This is a genomic window from Lentzea sp. HUAS TT2 (assembly GCF_051853195.1).
GTDB lineage: Bacteria > Actinomycetota > Actinomycetes > Mycobacteriales > Pseudonocardiaceae > Lentzea.
This window is the reverse complement of sequence record NZ_CP196667.1, coordinates 2,958,909-2,979,914: the sequence shown is the minus strand read 5'-3', so window position 1 is coordinate 2,979,914 and position 21,006 is coordinate 2,958,909. Positions and strand designations below refer to the sequence as shown.

Genomic DNA, 21,006 nt, shown 5'->3' with positions numbered 1-21,006 from the left:
ACCGGAAATGCGTCAGGGCCCCTGTGGAAAACTTCTCCACAGGGGCCCTGAGTCAGTGCGCTCGGCAGGATTCGAACCTGCAACCTTCTGATCCGTAGTCAGATGCTCTATCCGTTGAGCTACGAGCGCGTGTATTTAATTGTAACCGATCCCCAAGAGGTTCGGCCTTGCGGAGGCTCCGGGATTTGAACCCGGGATGGGGGGTTACCCCAAACCGCATTAGCAGTGCGGCGCCATAGACCAGACTAGGCGAAGCCTCCCGGGACCATCCTTGGCCACGGGACATAGGTTACACAGGTCCTCAACCGAGTTGCAAAACGCCCCCCTCAAAACCCGGAACCTGCTGGTCAGAGCATGTTCAGAGGCCCGGAGAGGGGCGTTAAACGCCTGGTCACCGCGAACGGAGTGACCTAGATCATTCCGAGACGAGTTCCAGGAACGGTTGGAGCGACTCGGGATTGCGGAGTGCGCCTCGGCTGACGGCTCGGTCCGGGTCCATGCCCGCGAGGATCTTCTTGACCGGGACCTCGCACTTCTTGCCGTTCAGGGTCCTCGGGATCTCGGTCACGGCCACGAATCGGTTCGGCACGTGGCGCGGCGACAGAGAGGCGCGCAATTCTCGGCGCAGCAACGGTTCCACATCGGCCAGGGTGACGCCGTCCAGCACCACGAAGCAGAGGAGCTCGCCCTCGGTGACGCCGGAGGTGTCGATCACCAGGGAGTCCGCGACGCCGTCGACGGACTCGACGACGCGGTAGAACTCCGAGGTGCCCATGCGGACGCCGCCGCGGTTGAGGGTCGAGTCGGAGCGGCCGTAGATCACCGCCGAGCCTCGCGGGGTGATGCGGATCCAGTCGCCGTGGCGCCAGATTCCGGGATATGTGTCGAAGTACGCGTCGCGCAGCTTCGAGCCGTCCTCGTCGCCCCAGAAGAAGACCGGCATGGACGGCATCGGCTTGGTGATCACCAGCTCGCCCACCTCGTTGTCCAGCACGGTGCCGGCGTCGTCGTAGGCGTGGACCGCGGCTCCCAGCGAACGGCAGGAGAGCTCGCCCAGCCAGACCGGGCGGTCCGGGGAGGCCGCCACGAACGCCGTGCAGACGTCGGTGCCGCCGGAGACCGAGGCGATCTGGACGTCCTTACCGACGGCGGAGGCGATCCAGCGGAAGCCTTCCGGGGTCAGGGGTGCGCCGGTCGAGCCGACCACGCGCAGGCCCGTCAGGTCGTAGCGGGAGGACGGGTCGAGGCCCTCCTTCAGACACGACTGGACGTACGGGGCCGAGGTGCCGAAGTAGGTGACGCGGTGCTGTTCTGCCAAGTGCCACAACGTGTTCAGCGACGGGTAGGCCGGGCTGCCGTCGTACAGGACGATGGTGGTGCCGACCATGAGGGCGCCCACCAGGTAGTTCCACATCATCCAGCCGGTGGTGGTGAACCAGAAGAAGCGGTCGCCGGGGCCGAGGTCGCTGTGCAGGCCGAGCATCTTGAGGTGTTCGAGGACGATGCCGCCGTGGCCCTGCACGATGCCCTTGGGCAGGCCCGTGGTGCCGGACGAGTAGAGCACCCACAGCGGGTGGTCAAACGGCACCGGCGTGAACTCCAGCACGGCGCCCTCGTTGGACGCCACCAGTTCGGAGAACGACAGCGTGTCCGGCAGCGAGGAGCCGTTGTCCAGGTAGTCGATCAGGACCGTGGCGCGCAGGCCGGGCAGCTGCGCGCGGATCTCCTCGACCACCGGGCGGCAGTCGAACGACCGTCCGTTGTAGACGTAGCCGGAGACCGCGACGAACACCGCGGGCTCGATCTGGGTGAAGCGGTCGGCGACGGCCCGTGCGCCGAAGTCCGGAGAGCAGGACGACCACGTGGCGCCCAGCGAGGCAGCCGCCAGGAAGGCGATGAGAGCCTCGGGGGCGTTCGGGACGAGTGCCACCACCCGGTCGCCCTCGGAGACGCCCAGAGAGGCCAGCGCGGCCCGGAAAGCGGCCACGCGCGAACGCAGGGCACCGAACGTCAGGGACGTGGCGAGGCCGTCCTCGCGGTGGAAGATCACGGCGAGCTCGTCGTCGGCACCGCGGCGCAGCGCGTGCTCGGCGTAGTTCAGCGTCGCGCCGGGGAACCACTCAGCACCCGGCATCTCCGCGGACCCCAGCACGCGCGAAGGCTCGCTGTGGAACCGGACGTCGAAGTACGACGCGATGGCGCCCCAGAACCCTTCGAGGTCGGAGACCGACCAGTCCCACAGCGACTCGTAGTCGGGGAAGGAATGGCCGCGATCCGCGAGCCACGTCCGGAAAGCGGACATCCCGTTGTCCCTCGTGGGGTCCGGGCGCCACAGCAGTTCGACGTCGGTGTCGGTCATGCCCCATGTCTAACCGAGGCACAACCGAACGTCCATGTGTGATTGACGGACTTGCCGAAGCCCGCCGATGTGGCACTATCCCGCGGCGATCAGCTCGTCGACGGCGCTGGTCAGGCGTGAGGCGTCGGCGGGAGCGAGCACCAGCCAGCCGTCCTGCCTGCGCAGGAGGTAGCGGCCCTCGCGGGTGTCGAGCCACGACACCGATCGGCCGGTCGGGCGGGGCACGCCGTCGCGGTTGCGGGCGGTCAGTCCCAGCTCGCCACCGCCGATGCGGGACGTGACGATCCGAAGCAGGTTGTGCGCCTCCGGTTCGCGGATGCCCGCGTCGCGCAGGATCTCCAGGAACGCCTGCTTGCCGTCCTGCTCGCCCGCCTGACCCGCGCGGACGTAGTCGTCCCAGCGCACGTTCACGGCACGGCCGGAGCCCGGCGCGAGGCCCGGCAGCGACGACACCGTGGCCGAGGCCAGCGACGTCGGGTGGAACGGGTACAGGTGCACCTCGTCGTTCACCCTGGCGGCGAACGCACCGCCCCAGCCCGCGCAGGCGATGCCGCGGGCCAGTTCGGTGCCCTTGAAGTACGCGATCTCCAGCGCCCTGTCGAACTCGCCGAGGCCGCTGACCAGCGCGCGGAGGTCGGGATCCGGCCGCTGCACTGTGCCCAGCCTGCGGGCCTGCAAGGTGCGGGAGCTGGCTTCGACGAGTGCCTGCCGCGCCGCTCGGGTGGCCCCGAAGTGGGGGGTGCCGAGCGGCACGACGCGGTCCTCGCCGTGCACGGCCTGCCACAGCAGGAAGAACTCCTGCGAGCTCACCGTGAACTGGCGTTCGGTCACTGACCGATCACCGGCGGGGCCGCCTTGCGGTCCAGGCCGAAGACGTTGTCGTCCTCTTCCAGGTAGCTCGCGGTCTTGTGCTCCTTGGAGTCGTTCTGGCCGCCGGCTCCGGCGGGAGCACCGGCCATCGGCGCGCCGCCCATCGCGAGCGGGTTCTGGAACGCCTTGGTCTGGCCACCGGCCGCGGGCGAGGCAGCCGCAGCCGCCGCACCGGCGCCACCGCGCGAACCCTCGTTCACACCGGCGACACCACCGGCGGTCCCGGCTCCCGCGCCGGCACCTGCTCCGCCGCCGCCTCCACCGCCGCCCTGGTTGCCGGAGCCGAACGGACGGGCCATGCCGCCACCGAAGCCACCGCCGCCCGCACCACCGCGGCCACCGCCCGCCCCGCCGCCATAGCGCGAGGAGGTGTTGGTGGTGCCGCGGTTCTGGTTCTGCGTGCCGGTCGTGACCGGGGCGCCTGCCGCACCACCCGCGCCGCCGTCGGGCGTGCCCGTGGTCGGCGTGCGGCTGATCTCGGTGCCGACCGGGGTCGGGTTGATCGGGTTGACCGGGGGCGTGAACTGCGAGGGCACGGTCTGGTCGACCGCGGCCGAGTTGCGCTGGAACGCCGCCATCACGTCGGCGGCGAGGCGGTGCGAGGCGTCCTTGGCCGCGAGGGCGTCGACGGGACTGCTGCCGATGGCCTCGAAGCCGGCGAACTCGCTGGGGGTCTGCGCGACCAGGCGGGGCTCGCGCAGGGCAGCAAGGTTGTAGCTGTCGGCCTGGTCGACCGTCAGGAGCCGGTCCGCTGGGCGCAGCGCCGGCCGGGGCAGCGTCGTCTCCACGGGCACCGGAGCGTCGGGAGCCTTGGGGGGCGGGGGCATCGCGGCGCGCGCGGCCTCGACGTTGTTCGTCTCGGTCGTGATCGCCGTGGACACCTTCGTCGCGTAGTTCGCGGTGTCGTCGACCCAGTTGGTGACCTCGGTCAGGCCGTCACGCGCGAGCCGGGCGGAGTCGCTGTCCCAGCCGACCGACGAGTCCTCGACGGCCTTGAGCAGGCTCGTGCGCACGCCGGCGATGTCCTCGCCGATCTTCTGCCAGTTCGTCGCGGCGGCCTGGGCACCGGCGAGGTTCACGCCCGTGTGCACCATGTTGTAGAGCTGCTCGTGCGTGTACGTCATCCAGTCGACCGGCTCGTGCAGGTCGTTGCGGTCGTACTTGTCGTCGTTGTGGTGCGACGACTTGTTGTCCTTGTCGCCGTTGCCCTTGTTGTCGTGCGATCCGTGACTCACCAGGACCCCCCGGCGTTCTTCATCGACTTCTCGGCTTCTTCGTCGGCATCGCGGATGGTGTCGCGGTTGCGGCGCAGGGCGTCGCCGATGTCGTCGAGGACCTTGAAGAGGTCCAGCAACGCCTTCGCGGCGCCGGAGTCCTCACCCACGGCCAGGTCGGAGAACCGCGCGCTGATCGCCTTGGCGACCGGGTTCTCCCCGAGCTGCAGTGGCGTGGCCAGCTGGTCGGTCGCGCGCTTCCACAGGTCCATCACCTGGTCCCGGGCGGCATCGACCGCCTTGATCAACGCGTCCGCGGCGTCGACGTCGAGCGTCAGCTTGCCGCTGTCCGCCGCCGCGTCGAGCTTGGCCGCGGCGTGGCTCGCCTCCGCCTTGTCCGTGAGCATCTGTTGCTGGAGAACAGGCTTCACCGCCGCCAGCTGCTCAGCCGTGATCGGCACGGTGGTCGACGTCGTGACTTCCGGTGTCACCGCTGGTGGCACCGTGCCCGTCGTCGTCGCCGCGCCAGTCGTCCCAGAACCTGTCCCCGTGCCTTCAGCCATCCTTCATAACCCCCTGCACTGCATAACTCGTCACCGCAGCACTGGGCGTTACGCGCAGCTACACCCAGTCAGCCGTCCGAAGCACTCCTTAGATGTACCCGGAGTACGGTTCGGTTCCAATCCGCCGGAAAGACCCTTACCTCATGTGAGCGTCAAACCAGTTCAACGCACGAACCCATGCTTCGTCACTCGAAACGTTGAAACGGACCAGATCTGACGCGGTTTCGGAGCTGATCACAGCATCACGAAGCTTGCTCACTTCTTCCGAGTCCTCGTCGCTGAAGATGCCGAGCCACGGGCAGGTGAGGTCCGCGGCGACGTCCACCAGCGCGGGCAGCCCGTCCGAGAGCGGCTCGAGGATGCCGGGCGCCTGCACGGTGACGGCCGCGCCGATCGTGCGGCTGGCGGCGACCACCATGGCGACGGTGCCGCCGATGTCGAAGCCGACGACGCCCATCCGGTCGGCGCTCACGCCCCGCTGGCCCAGCCAGACGAACGCGACGTCGGTGTCGGCGAGCAGCCGGTCACCGCTGAGCTTGCTCACCTGGTCCTTGATGTCGTCACCGTGCACCCGGTCCTCGGAGTAGAGGTGCGGCGCGATCGCGAGCCAGCCCTCGTCGGCGAGGCTGCTGACGAGGGTGCGCACACCTGCCGTGATGCCGCGGGCCTCGTGCAGCACCACGAGTCCGCCCCGCACGGCGGAGTCGGGTTCGGCGATCGTCACCCGCAGCTCACGGCCGTCGGTGAGGGTAAGCGTCTCGATGCGGGTACTGGTCATGTTTCCCAGCCTTCCACGCGGGGGTGAACTCCAGTCAACGTGACCAATCGGACGGAGCAATGCGAGGATCGGTGACATGACCGTGCGAACCCGTGCTGACCTGGCGTCCCTGCCGTCCTACGTGCCCGGCAGGACCATCCCCGGCGCCATCAAGCTCGCGAGCAACGAGGTGTCGGCCGGACCGCTGCCCAGCGTCGTCAAAGCGATCGCCGACGCGGCCACCAGCATCAACAGGTACCCCGACTCGGGCGCCGTCGAACTCACCGGGCGGCTGGCCGACAAACTCGGCGTGCCCGCGGACCACCTGGCGCTCGGCTGCGGCTCCGTGACCCTGTGCCAGCAGCTCGTCCAGGCCACCTGCACCGAGAACGACGAGGTGCTGTTCGCGTGGAGGTCGTTCGAGGCGTACCCGATCGTCACGCACGTGGCGGGCGCCAAGCAGATCCGCGTGCCGTTGGACTCCAAGCACACCCACGACCTGGACGCGATGCTGGCGGCGATCACGCCGAACACGCGGATGGTCTTCGTCTGCAACCCGAACAACCCGACCGGCACCGCGCTGCGCACCGAGGAGATCGAGGCGTTCATCGCCAAGGTGCCGCGCGACGTGCTCGTGGTGCTCGACGAGGCCTACAAGGAGTTCGTCGACGACGCGCACATCCCGGACGGCGTCGAGCTCGCGAAGCAGCAGTGGGCCGCCGGCCACAACAACGTCGCGGTGCTGCGGACGTTCTCGAAGGCGTACGGCCTCGCTGGCCTGCGGATCGGCTACGCGGTGGCACCGCCGGTCGTCGCCGAGGTGCTGCGCAAGGTCTACGTGCCGTTCTCCGTGAACGCACTGGCCCAGGTGGCCGCGCTGGCGTCGCTGGACGCCGAGGACGAGCTGATGGTCCGCTGCCGCGCGATCGTCGCGGAACGGGGCCGGGTGCGCGGCGAACTGCTCGCGCTGGGCTTCGACGTGCCGGAGACGCAGGCGAACTTCGTGTGGCTGCCGCTGGGCGAGCGCACGGCCGCGTTCAACGAGCACTGCCTGGCGCACAAGGTCGTCGTGCGCGCGTTCGTGGGCGAGGGTGCCCGCGTGACGATCGGTGAGCCGGAGGAGAACGACGCCTTCCTGGCCGCCGCCCGCGCGTTCACTTCATGAGCAGCTGAACGATCGCCGCGACTCCCACCACCACGATGACGCCGCGCAACACGGCGGGTGGGAGTTTGCGGCCGATCTTGGCCCCGATCTGGCCGCCGACGACGGACCCGACGGCCAGCAGCAGCACCGCGAGCCAGGCCACGTCGGCGATGAAGATGAACATGACGCCCGCGACGAGGTTCACGAACGCGGTGAGCACGTTCTTCAGCGCGTTCATCCGCTGCAGGTGCTCGCTGACGAGCACGCCCATGATCCCCATGACCAGCACGCCCTGCGCGGCCCCGAAGTAGCCGCCGTAGACGCCGGCCGCGAAGACCCCGAGCCACAGCAGCAGACCGCCGTCGTTCTCACTGCGCCGGTGCGAGAGCTTGCGGTTGAGCCACGGCTGGATGACCACGAGCACCAGTGCGATCACGATCAGCACCGGCACGATCGCGGTGAACGCCTTGGCGGGCAACGTGACCAGCAGGATCGCCCCGAGGATGCCACCGAGGATCGACGCGGGCAGCAACCGCTTGATGCGGTCCGACTGCCCCTTCAACTCCTCGCGGTAGCCCCACGCGCCGGACAACGAGCCGGGCACGAGGCCGAGGCTGTTGGACACGTTCGCGACCACGGGCGGGTAGCCGACGGCGAGCAGCACGGGGAACGTCACGAGCGTGCCGCTGCCCACGACGGTGTTGATGCCGCCTGCGAACACACCCGCGATCACCACCGCGATTGCTTCCCAGACCGTCATGTCCACCCCCGTACCCCAATGCTTAGCGACGCTAACACTCCACTCGGGACGCCGGAGTGTGGCGCTTATGACAACAGGCCCGGCACTCAGAGTGAGCGCCGGGCCTGTCAAGAGGTGTTCAGTCATGCGATCTGGCGGCGGCGCCCGATCAGGCCGGCACCGAAACCGAAGGCCACGAGCAGGGCGCCGAGCAGGCCGAGGCCCAGCACGGACGCACCGGTCTTGGCGAGCACCTCAGCCGCTCCGCCGGCGCCACCGGCGGAACCACCGGACGCGACCGGCGTGACGACGGCCGACTGGTTCCCTTGGTGGAAGGCGGTTTCCCACCTTCCACGGTCCACTGGGGCAACGGTTGTGAAACTTCCCTCGAGCTGTAACGCCGTTCAGGACGTCCTGCGGCGGCCCGCGACGCGAGCGCCGATGCCGAACGCCACGAGCAGCACGGCGACCGCGCCGAGCCCGAGCACGCTGGCACCGGTCTTGGCGAGCGCGCCCTCGGCGCCCCAGCCGCCGTCGCCGGTGCCACCGTCATCGCCGCCCGGCGTCGTAGGCGGCGGACCGTCCACGACGACGAAGAAGTAGAAGGTCTCCTGTCCTGCCGTGACGTCCAGGCGGCCGCCGTTGATGCCCTCGAACTTCCAAGGCCCGTCGACCTGCGCCCAGTAGGTGCCGGGCGGCACCTGTTCGAAGCGCACCATCCCGTCGGCGTCCGAGACGGTCTCGGCGACGATGCCGCCGAACTCGCGGTCGGTCATCAGCCGGACCGTGGCGTTCGGCATGGACTCGCCGGGGTCGCCCAGGGAGTTGTGGTTCCTGTCGTGCGCGAGCGGGCCTGTCACCGAGCCGTGGCCGCCGGGGATCAACGCCCAGTCGTAGCCGGTCACGAAGTCCTGGTTCCACTCGATGCCCGGCGCGAAGTCGCACTTCACGGTCACGCGGCCCGTCGCGCGTGCGCTCTCGGGCACCTTCTCGTCGACGAGCAACGTCTTCGTCTCGCCCGGCCCGAGGGTCACCCCCGCGCTGTGCAGGTCGCCCCACCTGTCCGACACCCGCCAGGTGTTGCCTTCCGAGATGCACGCGGCCTGAACGCCGTCGACCGGGTAGGCGGCCTTGTTCGACAAGGTGATGGCGATCTTGGCGTCGGCCCCGATCACGTAGGTCGTGTTGTCGAGCACGGTCGTCACCTTGAGCGCCTCTGTGTACGGGCGCTCCCCTCGTGCAGTGAGCTGAAGGGGTACCCCTGGACTCACGAAGGGCGCCTGCCGGTCGTTCTCGGCGTGCACGATCCAGCCGCCGGCCAGCGTGTAGTCGACGGTGTAGTCGCCGGAGGGGATGTTCGTGAGCGAGAAGCGGCCGTTCGCGTCGGTCGTGGTCTTGAAGTACGCGTACGGCGCGCCGCCACTGATCTCCACCAAGGTGTCGGCGGCGAGCTCACCGGGGTCCTGCTGCTTGTTGTGGTTCTTGTCGATGTAGACGACACCGCTCATGTCACCGTTGGTCTGCACGACCTCGGCACCGGCGTAGAAGCTGGTGGGGCCGTCGTTCGGCATGCCGACGTACTCGATCCACGCCGACACCTCCAGTCTGCCGTTCTTGAATTCACGGATCTTGACCAACGCGCTGAACGTGCGGGACTCCCCCGCGGCTATCCGCACGCCAGGGCCGTCCTCCACGGCGTCACCCCACTGCGGGCTGGGGGCGTACAGGTCCCAGAACCCCCTGTCGAACAACCTGACGCGCTCGGCCGCCCGGCCGCCGTCGTTCTTGACCGTGATGTCGACCTTCACGGTCTCGTGCGACTCGTAGCGCGGCTTGTCCAGCGTCATCGTGGCGGTCAGGGCCGCGGGCGCGGCGAGCTTGAGGAACCTGGGGCTGACCTCGGCCTGTCCGGTGACGCGCACCAGCTGCTGGCTGTCGTCGGTGAACGTCCACGCCGACAGCAGCACCGCCTGGTAGTCGCCCGGCGTCAGGCCGGTGAACTCGACCCTGCCGTCCGCGCCGCTCTTGCGCTCAGCAACCTGACGGCCGGTCTGCTGGTCCAGCAGCGCGACCTTCTCCCCGCTGAGCGCCTCGTCGGCGTCGATGCGCTGGTCGGCGTTCCTGTCCTCGCCGAGGACCAGCGTGTAGCTGAAGCCGCCGTTCACCACCGCCTCGGCGTGCACCTGCGGGCCGTCGGGGTTCCACAGGGCGTTCGGCGCGAAGTCGCAGTCGAGCGTGACGGCACCCGCGGTGAGGGCCGGTGCCGGAATCCGCTCGGTGATCGTGACCTTGCGTTGCTGACCGGCCTCGATCGACTGGCCGGGCGAACCGAACAGGTACCAGTAGTTGGAACTGCCGAGCGTGTTCTCGGCGTTGTGCCGGTTGCAGGAGGCCTGGATGCCGTCGATCCTGCGGTCGGTGGTGTTGGTGAGGGTCACCGTGATCTTCGCGGACGCCGGGTACTCGTAGCTGTCGCGGTCGAGTGACACGGTCGCGCTGAGCTGCTCGGAGTAGGGCCGCTCCGCGCGCACCGCCACCTCGGTGGTCACGCCGGCGACGACCGAGATCACGTCCGTGCTGCCGACCTGCGCCGTGTTGTGCACGACCCAGCCGTCGGGCAGGAAGTAAGCCGGGACGTAGTCGCCCGGTGCGAGATCCGCGAAGGCGAACCTGCCCTCCGCGCCGCTGTTGGTCGTGTAGGTGGAGCGCCCGGTGACCGTGATCGTGCCGTCTTCGAGGGCCTCGCCGGGATCCTGCTTCCCGTTGCTGTTCTTGTCGGCGTACAGGACGCCGGAGATGCTGTTCTTCTGCTCGGCCTTGGCAGGCGGCGGCGGTGTCGGCTCCGAAGACGGCGGCGGCGCAGAGGACGGCGGTGGTGTTGTCATCGTTGTCTCGGAGGTGGTCGGCGGTGTGCTCGTCGGGTCGTCCTGTGCGAAAGCAGCGGCATAGGACGTGCCGAACGCGAGCGCCGCAACGGTGGCCAAAGCACCGATCCTGAGCGCGGACCTACCGGACAAAGGATCCCCCCAGAGTCCCCGGTGATGATGTTGTCCGCCGATGTCAGAGCCCCCGCACGCATCGGCAAGACGTTCGGAAAGTACCGCAGTGGCAGTCGCCGCGTAAGAGTCAGAGGTAGGACGAGAACATGTCCAATGTTTTCTCGAAACCGGGGCAACCAATGGTGCCGGGAAAGCGTGAGCATCGCGGGGACTCGTCTGCTCTCAGATCGGTGGCATGCTGTTCTTCGTGACGCCGGAGGACCTCGCGCACCTGCGCCGGGCACGTGACCTCATGGACCGCGAGTACGCGCGACCGCTGGACGTGCCCGCGATGGCCCGTGCCGCGCTGATGTCGCCGTCGCACTTCGCGCGGCGGTTCCGCACGGCGTTCGGCGAAACCCCGTACAGCTACCTGATGACCAGGCGGATCGAGCGCGCCAAGGCGTTGCTGCGGCTGGGCACGCTGTCGGTGACGGAGGTCTGCGTCGAGGTCGGCTGCACCTCGCTCGGCTCGTTCTCGTCCCGGTTCACCGAACTGGTCGGGGAGACGCCGTCGGCGTACCGGGCGCGCTCCCACGACTCGCTGGCGGTGGTGCCGGGATGTCATTTGAGGGGCCTCACGCGACCGAGCAGATTTCGAGAAGCGACGCGTTCGCCGCGTACATAGGGTTTTGCCCATGAAGCTTTCGCACACGTTCCTCTTCGTCCACGACCAGGACGCCGCGCTGAAGTTCTACCGCGACGTCATCGGCCTCGAAGTGCGCACCGACCAGACCATCGAAGGCGGCTACCGCTGGCTCACGGTCGGGCCCGCCGAGCAGCCCGACGTCGAGATCGGCCTGTCCCGCATCGGGCCGCCCGCGTCGCCGACCGACTACGAGGCGCTGGAGGCGTTGCTGGCCAAGGGATCGCTGCACGGGGTCATCTTCGTGATCGACGACGTGGACGCGAAGTTCGAGCAGGTCCGCGCGGCCGGCGGCGAGGTGCTGCAGGAGCCGATCGACCAGTACTACGGCGTCCGCGACTGCGCGTTCCGCGACCCGTCCGGCAACATGGTCCGCTTCTCGACGCCGCGGTCCGTCCAGCCGTAAAAGCAGTTCCCGTTTTCGTGCCGGCGTGCTTGAGTGGTGGCTCCAGCACGTTCTCAGAGACAAGGCAGATGCCATGGGCAGCCCCGGACACACCGGGTGCCTACGCAGTACCCGGTGACTCTCGCGTTCAGTTCTCGCGATCACCAGGAGTTCTACCTTGACTTGGTACACCTCTTTCTTCACCGATCTCGCCAACGGTTTCTGGCGTGGTGCGGTCCAGCCTTCGCAGACCTCGGCCGAGATCGACTTCGTCACCCGGTTCAGCGCGGGTCCGCGGGTTCTCGACGCGCCGTGCGGCAGCGGCAGGCACAGCATCGAGCTGGCCGGCCGCGGTTACACGACCACGGGCATCGACATCTCTGCGGAAGCCATCGCGCACGCCCGTTCACTGGCACCGGACCTCGACTGGCGGCAGGGCGACCTGGCGTCGCTGGGCTCGTTCGGCGTGACCGCCGACCTGGCCCTGTGCCTGGGCAACAGCTTCGGTTACCTCGACCACGCCGGTTCGCAGCGCTTTCTCCGCGAACTGGCCGAGGCCGCGCCCGTTCTGGTGCTCGACTACGGCTGCACCGCCGAGTCGTTGCTGCCCTCGTTGCCGGGCGAGCTGCGCATGTCGTTCGGTGGCGTGGACTGCGTCGCCGAGAACACCTACGACGTGGCGTCGGCTCGGCTGCTGATCGACTTCACCTTCACCGACGGTGAGCGGACCCAGCGGTCGGCCTGCGTGCAGCACGTCTACACGGCCGGTGAGCTGACCCGGATGCTGAACGACGCCGGGTTCTCGTCGATCGAGCTGTTCGGCGACGTCGACGGAAGCGCTTTCCGTGTGGGCAACCACCGGTTGCTGGCGGTCGCGCGCCGCTGACGGTCCGTCTCGATTGGCCTGGGTGGTAGCGCTCTCATGACCATCCAGGCCAGTCTCGGACCATGCGTGCCATCACCGCGGTAACAGCCCTGGCCTCGTCCCTGGTGCTGCTCGGCTCCACAGCGAGCGCAGCCACCGACCCCGCCCGCGACCTCGCCGCACGGGTGAGCGCGGACGGTGCCCACCGGCACCTGATCGCGTTCCAGCGCATCGCCGACACCCACGGCGGCAACAGGGCCGCGATGACCACCGGCTACGCGGCCAGCGTCGACTACGTGGCCGGGCGTCTGCGCGACGCCGGGTTCGACGTGAGCACACCGGAGTTCGAGGTCAAGCGGAAGATCGACGACGCAGGCCTGGCAACAATCGGGGGCGCGTCGCACGAGCTCGTGCCGTTCGGCGACACCCCCAACACCCCGGACGGCGGCCTCACCGCGCCGCTGCGGGTCGTGCCGGAGGACGGCACGCCCGGCTGCGAGGCGAGCGACTTCGCCGGCCAGGACTTCAAGGGCTCCGTCGCCCTGATCCGGCGCGGCACCTGCACGTTCGTCAGCAAGTACGCCAACGCGGTGAACGCCGGCGCGGCGGCCGTGATCATCTCCAACAACGTCGACGGCCACCTCGACCTGCGCATCCCCGGCACGATCCCCGGCGGCAGCGCCTCGAAGGCCGACGGCACCGCGCTCGCCGCGCTGGCGGGCCAGACCGTCACCCTCGACCTGCGCCACCACGACGAGGTCCACCTCGACCGCAACGTCGTCGCCCAGACGCGGACCGGCCGCGTGGACAACGTTGTCGTCGCCGGTGCGCACCTCGACAGCGTCGACGCCGGTCCCGGCATGAACGACAACGGTTCGGGGTCCGCCGCACTGCTCGAGGTGGCGTTGAAGATGGGCTCCCGGCCCAAGCTGCCCAACGCCGTGCGCTTCACCTGGTGGGGTGCGGAGGAGGCCGGTCTGATCGGTTCGCGCGCCTACGCCTCGGGGCTGTCGTTCGAGCAGCAGCTGGACATCGCGCTCTACCTGAACTTCGACATGGTCGGCTCGCCCAACCCCGGCTACTACGTCTACAACGACCCCGGCCTGCCGTACGGGTCGAAGCACATCGAGAAGGCGTTCAGCGACTTCTACACGGGCCTCAAGCTCGGCCCCGAGGGTCTGAACGTGCGCGGCGCGAGCGACTACGGCTCGTTCACCGCTCTCGGCATCCCGGCCGGCGGCATCATCTCCGGCGGCGGCGAGGTCAAGACCGAGGCGCAGGCCGCGAAGTGGGGCGGCACGGCGGGGATGGAGATGGATCCCTGCTACCACCGCGCGTGCGACAACCTCGGCAACATCAACCGCGTGGCGCTGGGCCGCAACGTCTCCGCCGCGGCCCACGTCATCGCCTCGTACGCCGTCACCACCGAGGGGGTGAACGGCGTCCCGTCCCGCGCGGAACGGGCCTCGCTGCGTTAGCCCAGGTTGTTCGTGTCGAACGTGTTGCAGCGGGCGGGATCGCCCGTCTGCAACCCGGTCGTGAACCACTTCTGCCGCTGAGCCGAGCTGCCGTGGCTGAACTGGGTCGTGTCGACCTGGCCGCCGCCGAGCTTGGTCTGGATGAAGTCGTCACCGATGCGCGCCGCCGCGTCGAGCGCCGCGTTCACGTCCTCCTGGGTGATGTTCGAGATCAGGGGCTGGCCGTTGGCCGACGGGACCGTCGTCGCGGCCTTGCCCCAGGCACCCGCGTAGCAGTCCGCCTGCAGTTCGAGGCGCACCGAACCCGAGGTGGGACCGGTCTCGCGGCCGACCCTGTCCGACGTGCCGAGCAGGTTCTGCACGTGGTGGCCGTACTCGTGGGCGAGCACGTACGCCTCGACGAACGGGCCGCCGGTCGCGCCGAACTTGGTGCGCAGCTCGTTGAAGAAGTCCAGGTCGATGTACACCTGGGAGTCCGCGGGGCAGTAGAACGGGCCGACCGCGGAGGTGGCGTTGCCGCAGCGGGTGTTCACGCTGTTGCGGAAGAAGTTGGTCTTGGTGACCTGGTAGGTGTTGCCGGAGCGCGCGAACTGGTCGGTCCAGAAGCCCTGGATCGAGTTGATCGTCGCCACGACCCGGCAGTCGCTGTCGCGGTTCGCGTCGGCACCGGTCTTGCACTTCTCGAGCAGTTGACCGGACTCGACCTGGGAGTTGTTGCCCAGGCCCTCCAGCCCTCCTGCCGGCAGCTGGATGCCGGTGAACTGCTGGAACAGGAAGTAGATGATGAGGCCGACCACGCCGAGGCCACCGCCGACACCGGCGACCCTGCCGCCGACGCCCCGTTGGTCCGAAACCTGCGATAGGTCGAGTTCCGCGCCTTCGTTGAACTGCACCGCGTGCCTCCATGCCAAGGACCCGTAGGCGGCACACGATAAAGCACAAAAGACGCCCAGGTGCGGGACCCGACGTCGGGGCACCGCACCTGGGCTTTCCCATTTGGAAGTGACGACTACGGCCCACGAAGGTTGGCGTGGCGCTCAGCCGGTGACGCCATGAGACGACACCGAAGCCGAGCTCAACAGCGTCGGAGTGCGCTGAGCGACGCCTGATGGCGCCTGGGCACCCGAAACCTCGTGTCCATCGCTACACAGTCGCGACCGGACCGGTCACGTCCAGTCCGTTCGCGGGGATGCGACAGACCGCGTTTCGCCACAGCGAGGAGATACCTGCACAGCACCACCTACCCCTTCTGGGCGTGGCCTCCGGGTGGTCCAGTTCATTCACCTGCCGGTTGCCAGCTCGTTATCGACTATGCGCTTGATCCCCGCATTTCTCAACACCTCACAGCAAACCTGAATTGGTGAAGTCAGACGGGTGACCTGCGGAGATCGACAGTGCAGACAGCAATCGCCCGGCGAGAGAATCTCTCGCCGGGCGATTGGCAGAAAACGATCAGTTGTGCTTTTTCGAAATGATCAGGCCTTGGTGACGCGACGCGCGCCGCGGCGGGCCATCACGCCCGCGGTCATCAATCCGAGGCCGACCAGCAGGAACTCCAGCGGGTCCGCACCCGTCCTGGAGAGGTTCGGGATGATCGCCGAGGCGTTCTGCGAGGCCTTCTCACCGGTCTTCGGGAGGCCGGCGCCGGAGTCGTCGCCCGTGTTGCCGCCGCCGGAGTTGTCGCCGTTGTTGCCGCCGCCGGGGTTGCCGTTGCCCGGGTTCTCGTTGCCGGGGTTCCCGTTACCGGGGTTCTCGCCGGGCTGCTCGGGGTTCTCGCCCGGCTGCTCCGGGTTCTCACCGGGCTGCTCGGGGTTCTCACCGGGCTGTTCCGGCTGCTCGGGGGTCTCGGTCTTGCCGCAGTCGCCGCTCGCGGTGCCGAGCACGGCCGCGCTGGTGCCGCAGACGGTCACGGGGGCCTCGACGGTGCCGTTGGGCTCCTGCGGCTTGGTCTCGCCGCAGCTGCCCGTGCCGCCGCCGGCGACGCCGACCGAGTTGCCGCAGACCGAGACGGGCGCGGAGACGAGGGCCTTGTCGGCCTGGGTGCGCGCGGCGGGCTGCTCCTCGCACGTGGCGTCGCTGTCGCCCAGCACGTTGATCGCGTTGCCGCAGACCTTGACCGGGACGCTGACGAGGTTGCCGACGCGGACCTCGTCGTCGATGTTGAGCGGCACCGGGACGGCCTGGGCCCATCCGGCGCTCGCGACCATCAGGCCGCCGGTCAGCAGAGCAGCGGACATGGTGCGGTTGAGGTTCTTGCGCATGACTGTTCTCCCTGAAATGTGGTGACTGATCCCTGTGCTGGTCGCGGCACGTGGGTCAGTCGGGAGAGAACGTCTTCTCCTCCGCGCGCACGGCGTTCGGCACGTCGTGCTGGTCGGTGCTGACTGGAGACGCTGTGGTGGCGGGCGGCCGCGTCACGTGCGGCAGCGTGCCCGCCGGGAGCTGAGTGCCGCCCGCGCTCGCCCCTGCGCCGCTCTGCGGGAGCGTGCCGGTGATCGGCTGCTCTGCCTGCGGTTGCGGCTGCTGCGGGGCGGGCTCGGGGTTCGTGGGTCGCGTTTCTTGCACCTGCTGCGACGGCTCTGCGTGCTGCCGCTGGGGCTCTTCGACCTTGGCGGGCGCTGCTGGACGGGCCGGCGCCTGAGGTGCCGCGGGTGGTTCCGGCGGCTCGACGCGCGGGTCCGGCTTCGGCGGGACGGGCTGCTGCTCCTGTGGTGGCGGCGCGGTCTCGATCTTGAGACCGATGTCGGCGACGGGGAGCTTCACCTCGACCCTGAGCTGGTCGATCTCGACCCGGACGTCGGCGTTCGCCTCGCCTGCCGTGCCCAGCAGCCAGGCGCCGGTCACCAGACCGGCGAGCAACAGGAGCCGACGCAACCACGACATCGGCCCTCACCCTAGATCAAATGGAGCAATCGAGCACGCGAAAAAGGCCATCCCGGCGACTTGCGTCGCCGGGACGGCCTTCAGCTGCGTTCTGCGGTTACGGCAGCTGCGTGATGCGGTCGAGCGCGGGAGGCGCCTGGTTCGGGTGCGCCGACAGGTAAGCCGAGAACGCGTCCAGGTCGATGCCACCACCGGTGATGTTCGTGCCCTTGGTGAACTCGCTGAAGCCGTCACCGCCGCCCTGCAGGAAGCTGTTGATCGTCACGCGGTAGCTCGCGGCCGGGTCGAGCGGCACGCCGTTGAGCGTGACGTTCGAGACCTTCGAACCGAACGGCGCCGAGACCGACCAGCTGTACTTCAGGCCGGCCGACGGCTGCAGCACGAACTGCCTGGCCGCGGTGAACTGCTGCTCCAGCACCGCCTTGATGTTCGCGCCGGTCAGCGTGACCGTCTGCAGGATGTTGCCGAACGGCTGGACGGTGAACGTCTCGCCGTAGGTGGCCACGCCGTTGCCCTCACCCGCGGGCGAGCTGGCGTACGTGAGGTCCGCACGGACGCCACCGGGGTTCATCAGCGCGAGGACCGCGCCGTTGCCCTTGGTGAGCTCCAGCTGCGAGTCGGCGATGAGGTTGCCGAGCGGCGACTCGCCGGCGGGGTTCTGCGCCCGCAAGATGTCCGCGCTGATCGTGCCGACCTGGCGGTTCGCGATCGGGGCCGACTTCGTCTTCGCCAGGTCGACCACGGCCTGGATGGCGGGGTCCGGCGTCACGGTGCGCGTGACGATCTTGTTGTCGGCCTTGGTCTCGCCGCGGATCACGTCGCGCGTCCGGCGGTCGATCTTCAGGTCGACGACGCTGAGCTCACGTCCGAAGGCCAGGCCCTCGATGAACGGCCGCGGGTTGCCTGCCGGGTCCTTGACCACGCAGTTGTAGTGCTGGTGGCTGTGGCCGGAGAAGACCGCGTCGATCTTCGGGCTGACCTGCGTGGCGATGACGCTGCCGGGGTTGTTCGGGGCCACGTTGCACGCGTTGGGCCCGCCACCGGTCGAGACGACCTGGTCACCCTGGTGCACGAGCAGCACGATCGACTTGATGCCGATCGCGTCGAGGAGGTTGGCGTACTTGTTGGCCGCCTTCACCTCGTCACCGAACTTGAGCTCCTTGATGCCGTTCGGGTCGACCAGGATCGGCACGTCCTTGAGCGGCATGCCGATGAAGCCGATCGGGATCCCGTCGCGGATCTCCACCCAGAACGGCGGCAGAGCCGGCAGCCCGTGCTTCGCGTCCGTGACGTTCGCACCGAGGATCGGGAAGTTCGCGCCCTTGTACTTCTCGCTGAACTGGCAGCCGTCCACGGGGTGGCAGCCACCGCGCTGCATGCGCAGGAGCTCCTTGTAGCCCTCGTCGAACTCGTGGTTGCCCGCGGCGGTCGCGTCCATGCCGACCTTGTTGAGCACCTCGATCGTCGGCTCGTCGTGGAACAAGGCCGACACGATCGGGCTGGCACCGATGAGGTCGCCCTGCCCGACGATGACCGAGTTCTTGACCTCCTTCTGGAGGTTCTTGATGTGCGTGGCGTTGAAGGCGGCGCCACCGGCGTCGACGGTCGTGCCGTCCGGCAGGATGACGCGCCCGGACGACCCGGTCGGCGGCTCGATGTTGCCGTGCAGGTCGTTGATTCCGATCAGGCGCACGTCAACCGTGCCCCGACCGCGCAGAGACTGGACATCGGCCTGGGCAGGCCCGGTAGCGCTGATGACAGTGGCCGCGGCGGCGGTGATCGCCAGAACGGAAAGCCGTCTGAACGAACTCATGCGTGGAGCCTTTCGATGGCGTGGTTAACGCGCGTGTACGGCGGAGGAGTCTGCCTTCCGAAGGCCACGTTTTCCAGAGCAATGACTGGATCGTCATCCGCAGGACTAACCTTGTTCCCGTGACACGAAGTGAGCACGAGCCGCACTGGCTCGACGAGGGCGAGATGCGTGCGTGGCGCACCTACGTGAACGGTTCCTCCATGCTCATGGACCGTCTGCACCGAGAGCTTCAGGACACCCACGGAGTGTCACTGGCCGACTACGAGATTCTCGTGCGCCTGTCGGAACAACCGAACCAGCGCATGCGCATGACCCAGCTCGCGGAGGACGTCGCCTCCTCGAAGTCACGCGTCTCACACCAGGTCGCCCGCATGGAGAAGGCCGGCCTGGTCTCGCGCCGTGAGTGCACAGAGGACGGACGCGGCGTGCTGGCCGAACTCACGCCCAAGGGCATGACGCAGCTGGTCGAAGCCGCCCCCACCCACCTGCGCGGCGTCCGCGAGCACATCGTCGACCTGCTCACGCCCGAGGAGGGCGAGGTGCTGGCCAAGGTGTTCGACCGGGTCATGACACACCTGCGGGAGTCGAACGGCTAGGCTTTGGGCTGACGCCGAGGCGTCTGGGAAGCGTGGCAGAGCGGCCGAATGCACCCGCCTTGAAAGCGGGAGACGGGCAACCGTCCGGGGGTTCAAATCCCTCCGCTTCCGCAGTTCAGAGGGGGTGTGACCAGCCGTTGAGGCTGGTCACACCCCCTCTGGTGTAGCAACGGGTGTAGCAACGACCTCAGCCCAGCTCGTCCGTGAGCCGCTTCAAAGCCTCCCGCTTGTCCTCAAGGGAGACGGCCGCGTAGATCATCATCGTGACCTCGATGTTCGAGTGGCCGACGATGTCCCGGACGATGTGCGGCGGTACGCCGAGCCTCAGCAGCAGCGTCACGCACGAGTGCCGGATGTCGTGAAAGCGCACGTTGTCCAGGCCGGCGCGCTTCCGGATCGGGTACCAACTCGACCTCAGGTAGGTCGGATCGATCGGTCCGCCAAGGATCGTCGTGAAGATCAGCCCTGACTCTTCCCACCGGTCCCCCGCAGCCTCCGCTTCGTCGTCCTGGAGGTCCCAGTGATCGACGAGCGCCCAGGCGACGAGCAGCGGCAACGGCATGACCCGCTCTGACCGGTCCGTCTTCGGCGGGACGAACACGAGCTTCGTACCGACCCGCTGAAGCGTCTGACGGATCTGCAACGTCGGCGCGTACTGCTCCGCGCAGTCCTCGCAGAAGTCGTCCGCGTGCTCCGTGCAGGGCTCGTCCCACCCGTCCCAATCGATGTCCTTCCACCTCAGGCCGAGCAGTTCGCCGCGCCGCATTCCGAGGTAGAGCGCCAGGACGTACAGCGCCTTTAGTCGGTCGTACTCCGCCGCCTTGAGCAACGCCTTTGCCTGATCAGCGGTCAGGCCACGGTTCACGTCGTACCGAGGCGACCTGACCTGAACGAGCCGGGCGACGTTCCGCGGAATGACCTCCTCCCGCATGGCGTGCGCCAGCGCATTCCGCAGCACCGCGTGAATCTGTTGAATGGTCCGGTCGGATAGAACCGTCTTGCAGCACTTCCCATTGGTGCAGCAACGACGAGCATCCTTCGGCCGGTTGGCGTCGATCTTTTCCGCGCAGCACCGGCAGTCATTCCGGGGCGTGTGATGAACGTCCGGACGTCCTGCGCCGACAACCGGTGGAGCTTCTTCGTCCCGAGGTTGGGCACCAGGTGCCGCCGCACGACCACGCCGTACCCCTCGACCGTCCGAGGCCTCTTCGTCGCGGCCACAGTGGACAGCCAGTACTTGAGGTAGCTCTCCAGCGTCCACGTCTCCGCAGCTACAGGAATGCCGGCGTCCGAGTCAGCGATCTTCTTCCGAAGCTTCTTCCAGGCCTCCGACTCCGTGGTTGCCGAAACAGTGACGCGCTTGCGGTGCCCGGTCGTGGTGAGCACGTAAGCCGCACCGACCCACAGCCCGTCCTTCCGCTGGTAGACCGAGCCCTCACCGTTGGACCGCTTGCCGCCCGCCATCACGCCGCCTCAGCGATCAGCCGGGACACGTAGTCCTGGACCGACCGCGCAGGAACCCGACGGCTCCCACCGATCTTGACCGAGGTCAGCTCACCGGCCCTGATCAAGTCGAACACCTTCGTCCGACCCACCCGAAGGGCACGAGCAACTTCCTCGACGCGGTACACCATGTCGTCCATCTCTTCCCCCTTG

General features: G+C 68.4%; 21 protein-coding genes and 3 tRNA genes. 7 read left to right on the top strand and 17 right to left on the bottom strand.

Going from position 1 to position 21,006, the window contains the following annotated elements:
* Positions 1-56 precede the first annotated feature (56 nt).
* The 7 genes from ACSHWB_RS14910 to ACSHWB_RS14880 all read right to left on the bottom strand — a co-directional run bounded on the left by ACSHWB_RS14910 (position 57) and on the right by ACSHWB_RS14880 (position 5,784).
* Positions 57-129: transfer RNA gene (locus ACSHWB_RS14910), tRNA-Arg, on the bottom strand.
* A gap of 41 nt (positions 130-170) precedes the next feature.
* Positions 171-260: transfer RNA gene (locus ACSHWB_RS14905), tRNA-Ser, on the bottom strand.
* Between the two features lie 155 nt (positions 261-415).
* On the bottom strand, positions 416-2,359 hold the full coding sequence (locus ACSHWB_RS14900) for an acetoacetate--CoA ligase (RefSeq protein ID WP_439662620.1): 1,944 nt from the start codon (positions 2,357-2,359) through the stop codon (positions 416-418).
* 75 nt (positions 2,360-2,434) lie between these two features.
* Positions 2,435-3,190, bottom strand: coding sequence for an ESX secretion-associated protein EspG (locus ACSHWB_RS14895; protein ID WP_439662619.1), 756 nt, complete (start codon positions 3,188-3,190; stop codon positions 2,435-2,437).
* Entirely contained in the window at positions 3,187-4,464 is a 1,278-nt protein-coding gene (locus ACSHWB_RS14890) for a PPE domain-containing protein (RefSeq protein WP_439662618.1), read from the bottom strand. Before ACSHWB_RS14890 ends, ACSHWB_RS14895 begins: the two co-directional genes overlap by 4 nt.
* On the bottom strand, positions 4,461-4,934 hold the full coding sequence (locus ACSHWB_RS14885; RefSeq protein ID WP_439662617.1) for a hypothetical protein: 474 nt from the start codon (positions 4,932-4,934) through the stop codon (positions 4,461-4,463). Before ACSHWB_RS14885 ends, ACSHWB_RS14890 begins: the two co-directional genes overlap by 4 nt.
* A gap of 208 nt (positions 4,935-5,142) precedes the next feature.
* On the bottom strand, positions 5,143-5,784 hold the full coding sequence (locus ACSHWB_RS14880; protein ID WP_439662616.1) for a dienelactone hydrolase family protein: 642 nt from the start codon (positions 5,782-5,784) through the stop codon (positions 5,143-5,145).
* Between the two features lie 76 nt (positions 5,785-5,860).
* Between ACSHWB_RS14880 and hisC the strand changes: the two genes are divergently transcribed.
* On the top strand, positions 5,861-6,928 hold the full coding sequence (gene hisC, locus ACSHWB_RS14875) for a histidinol-phosphate transaminase (RefSeq protein ID WP_439662615.1): 1,068 nt from the start codon (positions 5,861-5,863) through the stop codon (positions 6,926-6,928).
* Here hisC and ACSHWB_RS14870 read toward each other — a convergent pair.
* The 3 genes from ACSHWB_RS14870 to ACSHWB_RS14860 form a co-directional block, all read right to left on the bottom strand.
* Positions 6,918-7,667, bottom strand: coding sequence for a sulfite exporter TauE/SafE family protein (locus ACSHWB_RS14870; RefSeq protein ID WP_439662614.1), 750 nt, complete (start codon positions 7,665-7,667; stop codon positions 6,918-6,920). The genes hisC and ACSHWB_RS14870 overlap by 11 nt on opposite strands.
* A gap of 122 nt (positions 7,668-7,789) precedes the next feature.
* Positions 7,790-8,008, bottom strand: coding sequence for a hypothetical protein (locus ACSHWB_RS14865; RefSeq protein WP_439662613.1), 219 nt, complete (start codon positions 8,006-8,008; stop codon positions 7,790-7,792).
* A 42-nt stretch (positions 8,009-8,050) separates the two neighbouring features.
* Positions 8,051-10,630 (bottom strand): SdrD B-like domain-containing protein, encoded by a 2,580-nt coding sequence (locus tag ACSHWB_RS14860; RefSeq protein WP_439662612.1) that lies wholly within the window; start codon positions 10,628-10,630, stop codon positions 8,051-8,053.
* Positions 10,631-10,880: 250 nt separating this feature from the next.
* Between ACSHWB_RS14860 and ACSHWB_RS14855 the strand changes: the two genes are divergently transcribed.
* The 4 genes from ACSHWB_RS14855 to ACSHWB_RS14840 all read left to right on the top strand — a co-directional run bounded on the left by ACSHWB_RS14855 (position 10,881) and on the right by ACSHWB_RS14840 (position 14,058).
* Entirely contained in the window at positions 10,881-11,312 is a 432-nt protein-coding gene (locus ACSHWB_RS14855) for a helix-turn-helix domain-containing protein (RefSeq protein WP_439662611.1), read from the top strand.
* Between the two features lie 10 nt (positions 11,313-11,322).
* Positions 11,323-11,736 carry a VOC family protein gene (locus tag ACSHWB_RS14850; RefSeq protein WP_439662610.1) on the top strand — a complete coding sequence of 138 codons (414 nt, stop codon included), beginning with the start codon at positions 11,323-11,325 and terminating at the stop codon, positions 11,734-11,736.
* A 157-nt stretch (positions 11,737-11,893) separates the two neighbouring features.
* Complete coding sequence (locus tag ACSHWB_RS14845) at positions 11,894-12,601, top strand: class I SAM-dependent methyltransferase (protein ID WP_439662609.1); 708 nt, start codon at positions 11,894-11,896, stop codon at positions 12,599-12,601.
* 62 nt (positions 12,602-12,663) lie between these two features.
* Positions 12,664-14,058 (top strand): M28 family peptidase, encoded by a 1,395-nt coding sequence (locus ACSHWB_RS14840; RefSeq protein ID WP_439662608.1) that lies wholly within the window; start codon positions 12,664-12,666, stop codon positions 14,056-14,058.
* On the opposite strand, the gene ypfJ is transcribed toward ACSHWB_RS14840, so the two are convergent.
* From ypfJ to ACSHWB_RS14820, 4 genes are all read right to left on the bottom strand, one after another.
* Positions 14,055-14,951, bottom strand: coding sequence for a KPN_02809 family neutral zinc metallopeptidase (gene ypfJ / locus ACSHWB_RS14835; RefSeq protein ID WP_439662607.1), 897 nt, complete (start codon positions 14,949-14,951; stop codon positions 14,055-14,057). The genes ACSHWB_RS14840 and ypfJ overlap by 4 nt on opposite strands.
* Positions 14,952-15,533: 582 nt before the next feature.
* Positions 15,534-16,319 (bottom strand): hypothetical protein, encoded by a 786-nt coding sequence (locus ACSHWB_RS14830; protein ID WP_439662606.1) that lies wholly within the window; start codon positions 16,317-16,319, stop codon positions 15,534-15,536.
* A gap of 55 nt (positions 16,320-16,374) precedes the next feature.
* Complete coding sequence (locus tag ACSHWB_RS14825; RefSeq protein WP_439662605.1) at positions 16,375-16,941, bottom strand: hypothetical protein; 567 nt, start codon at positions 16,939-16,941, stop codon at positions 16,375-16,377.
* Between the two features lie 97 nt (positions 16,942-17,038).
* Positions 17,039-18,754: a bifunctional metallophosphatase/5'-nucleotidase gene (locus ACSHWB_RS14820; RefSeq protein ID WP_439662604.1), complete on the bottom strand. Its 1,716-nt coding sequence runs from the start codon at positions 18,752-18,754 to the stop codon at positions 17,039-17,041.
* A gap of 164 nt (positions 18,755-18,918) precedes the next feature.
* Here ACSHWB_RS14820 and ACSHWB_RS14815 point away from each other — a divergent pair, with 164 nt between their 5' ends.
* Both ACSHWB_RS14815 and ACSHWB_RS14810 read left to right on the top strand, forming a co-directional pair.
* The gene (locus ACSHWB_RS14815) at positions 18,919-19,350 is read left to right on the top strand and encodes a MarR family winged helix-turn-helix transcriptional regulator (RefSeq protein WP_439664600.1); all 432 of its coding nucleotides are present in this window, start codon (positions 18,919-18,921) and stop codon (positions 19,348-19,350) included.
* 26 nt (positions 19,351-19,376) lie between these two features.
* A tRNA-Ser gene (locus ACSHWB_RS14810) sits at positions 19,377-19,461 on the top strand.
* A 76-nt stretch (positions 19,462-19,537) separates the two neighbouring features.
* Here ACSHWB_RS14810 and ACSHWB_RS14805 read toward each other — a convergent pair.
* The 3 genes from ACSHWB_RS14805 to ACSHWB_RS14795 are packed head-to-tail and all read right to left on the bottom strand — an operon-like array spanning position 19,538 to position 20,993.
* Positions 19,538-20,215: a site-specific integrase gene (locus tag ACSHWB_RS14805; protein WP_439662603.1), complete on the bottom strand. Its 678-nt coding sequence runs from the start codon at positions 20,213-20,215 to the stop codon at positions 19,538-19,540.
* Positions 20,212-20,814 carry a hypothetical protein gene (locus tag ACSHWB_RS14800; RefSeq protein ID WP_439662602.1) on the bottom strand — a complete coding sequence of 201 codons (603 nt, stop codon included), beginning with the start codon at positions 20,812-20,814 and terminating at the stop codon, positions 20,212-20,214. The genes ACSHWB_RS14805 and ACSHWB_RS14800 overlap by 4 nt, the downstream gene beginning before the upstream one ends.
* A complete protein-coding gene (locus ACSHWB_RS14795; protein ID WP_253322043.1) occupies positions 20,814-20,993 on the bottom strand; it encodes a helix-turn-helix domain-containing protein in 180 nt (59 codons plus the stop codon). The genes ACSHWB_RS14800 and ACSHWB_RS14795 overlap by 1 nt, the downstream gene beginning before the upstream one ends.
* Positions 20,994-21,006: the final 13 nt, after the last annotated feature.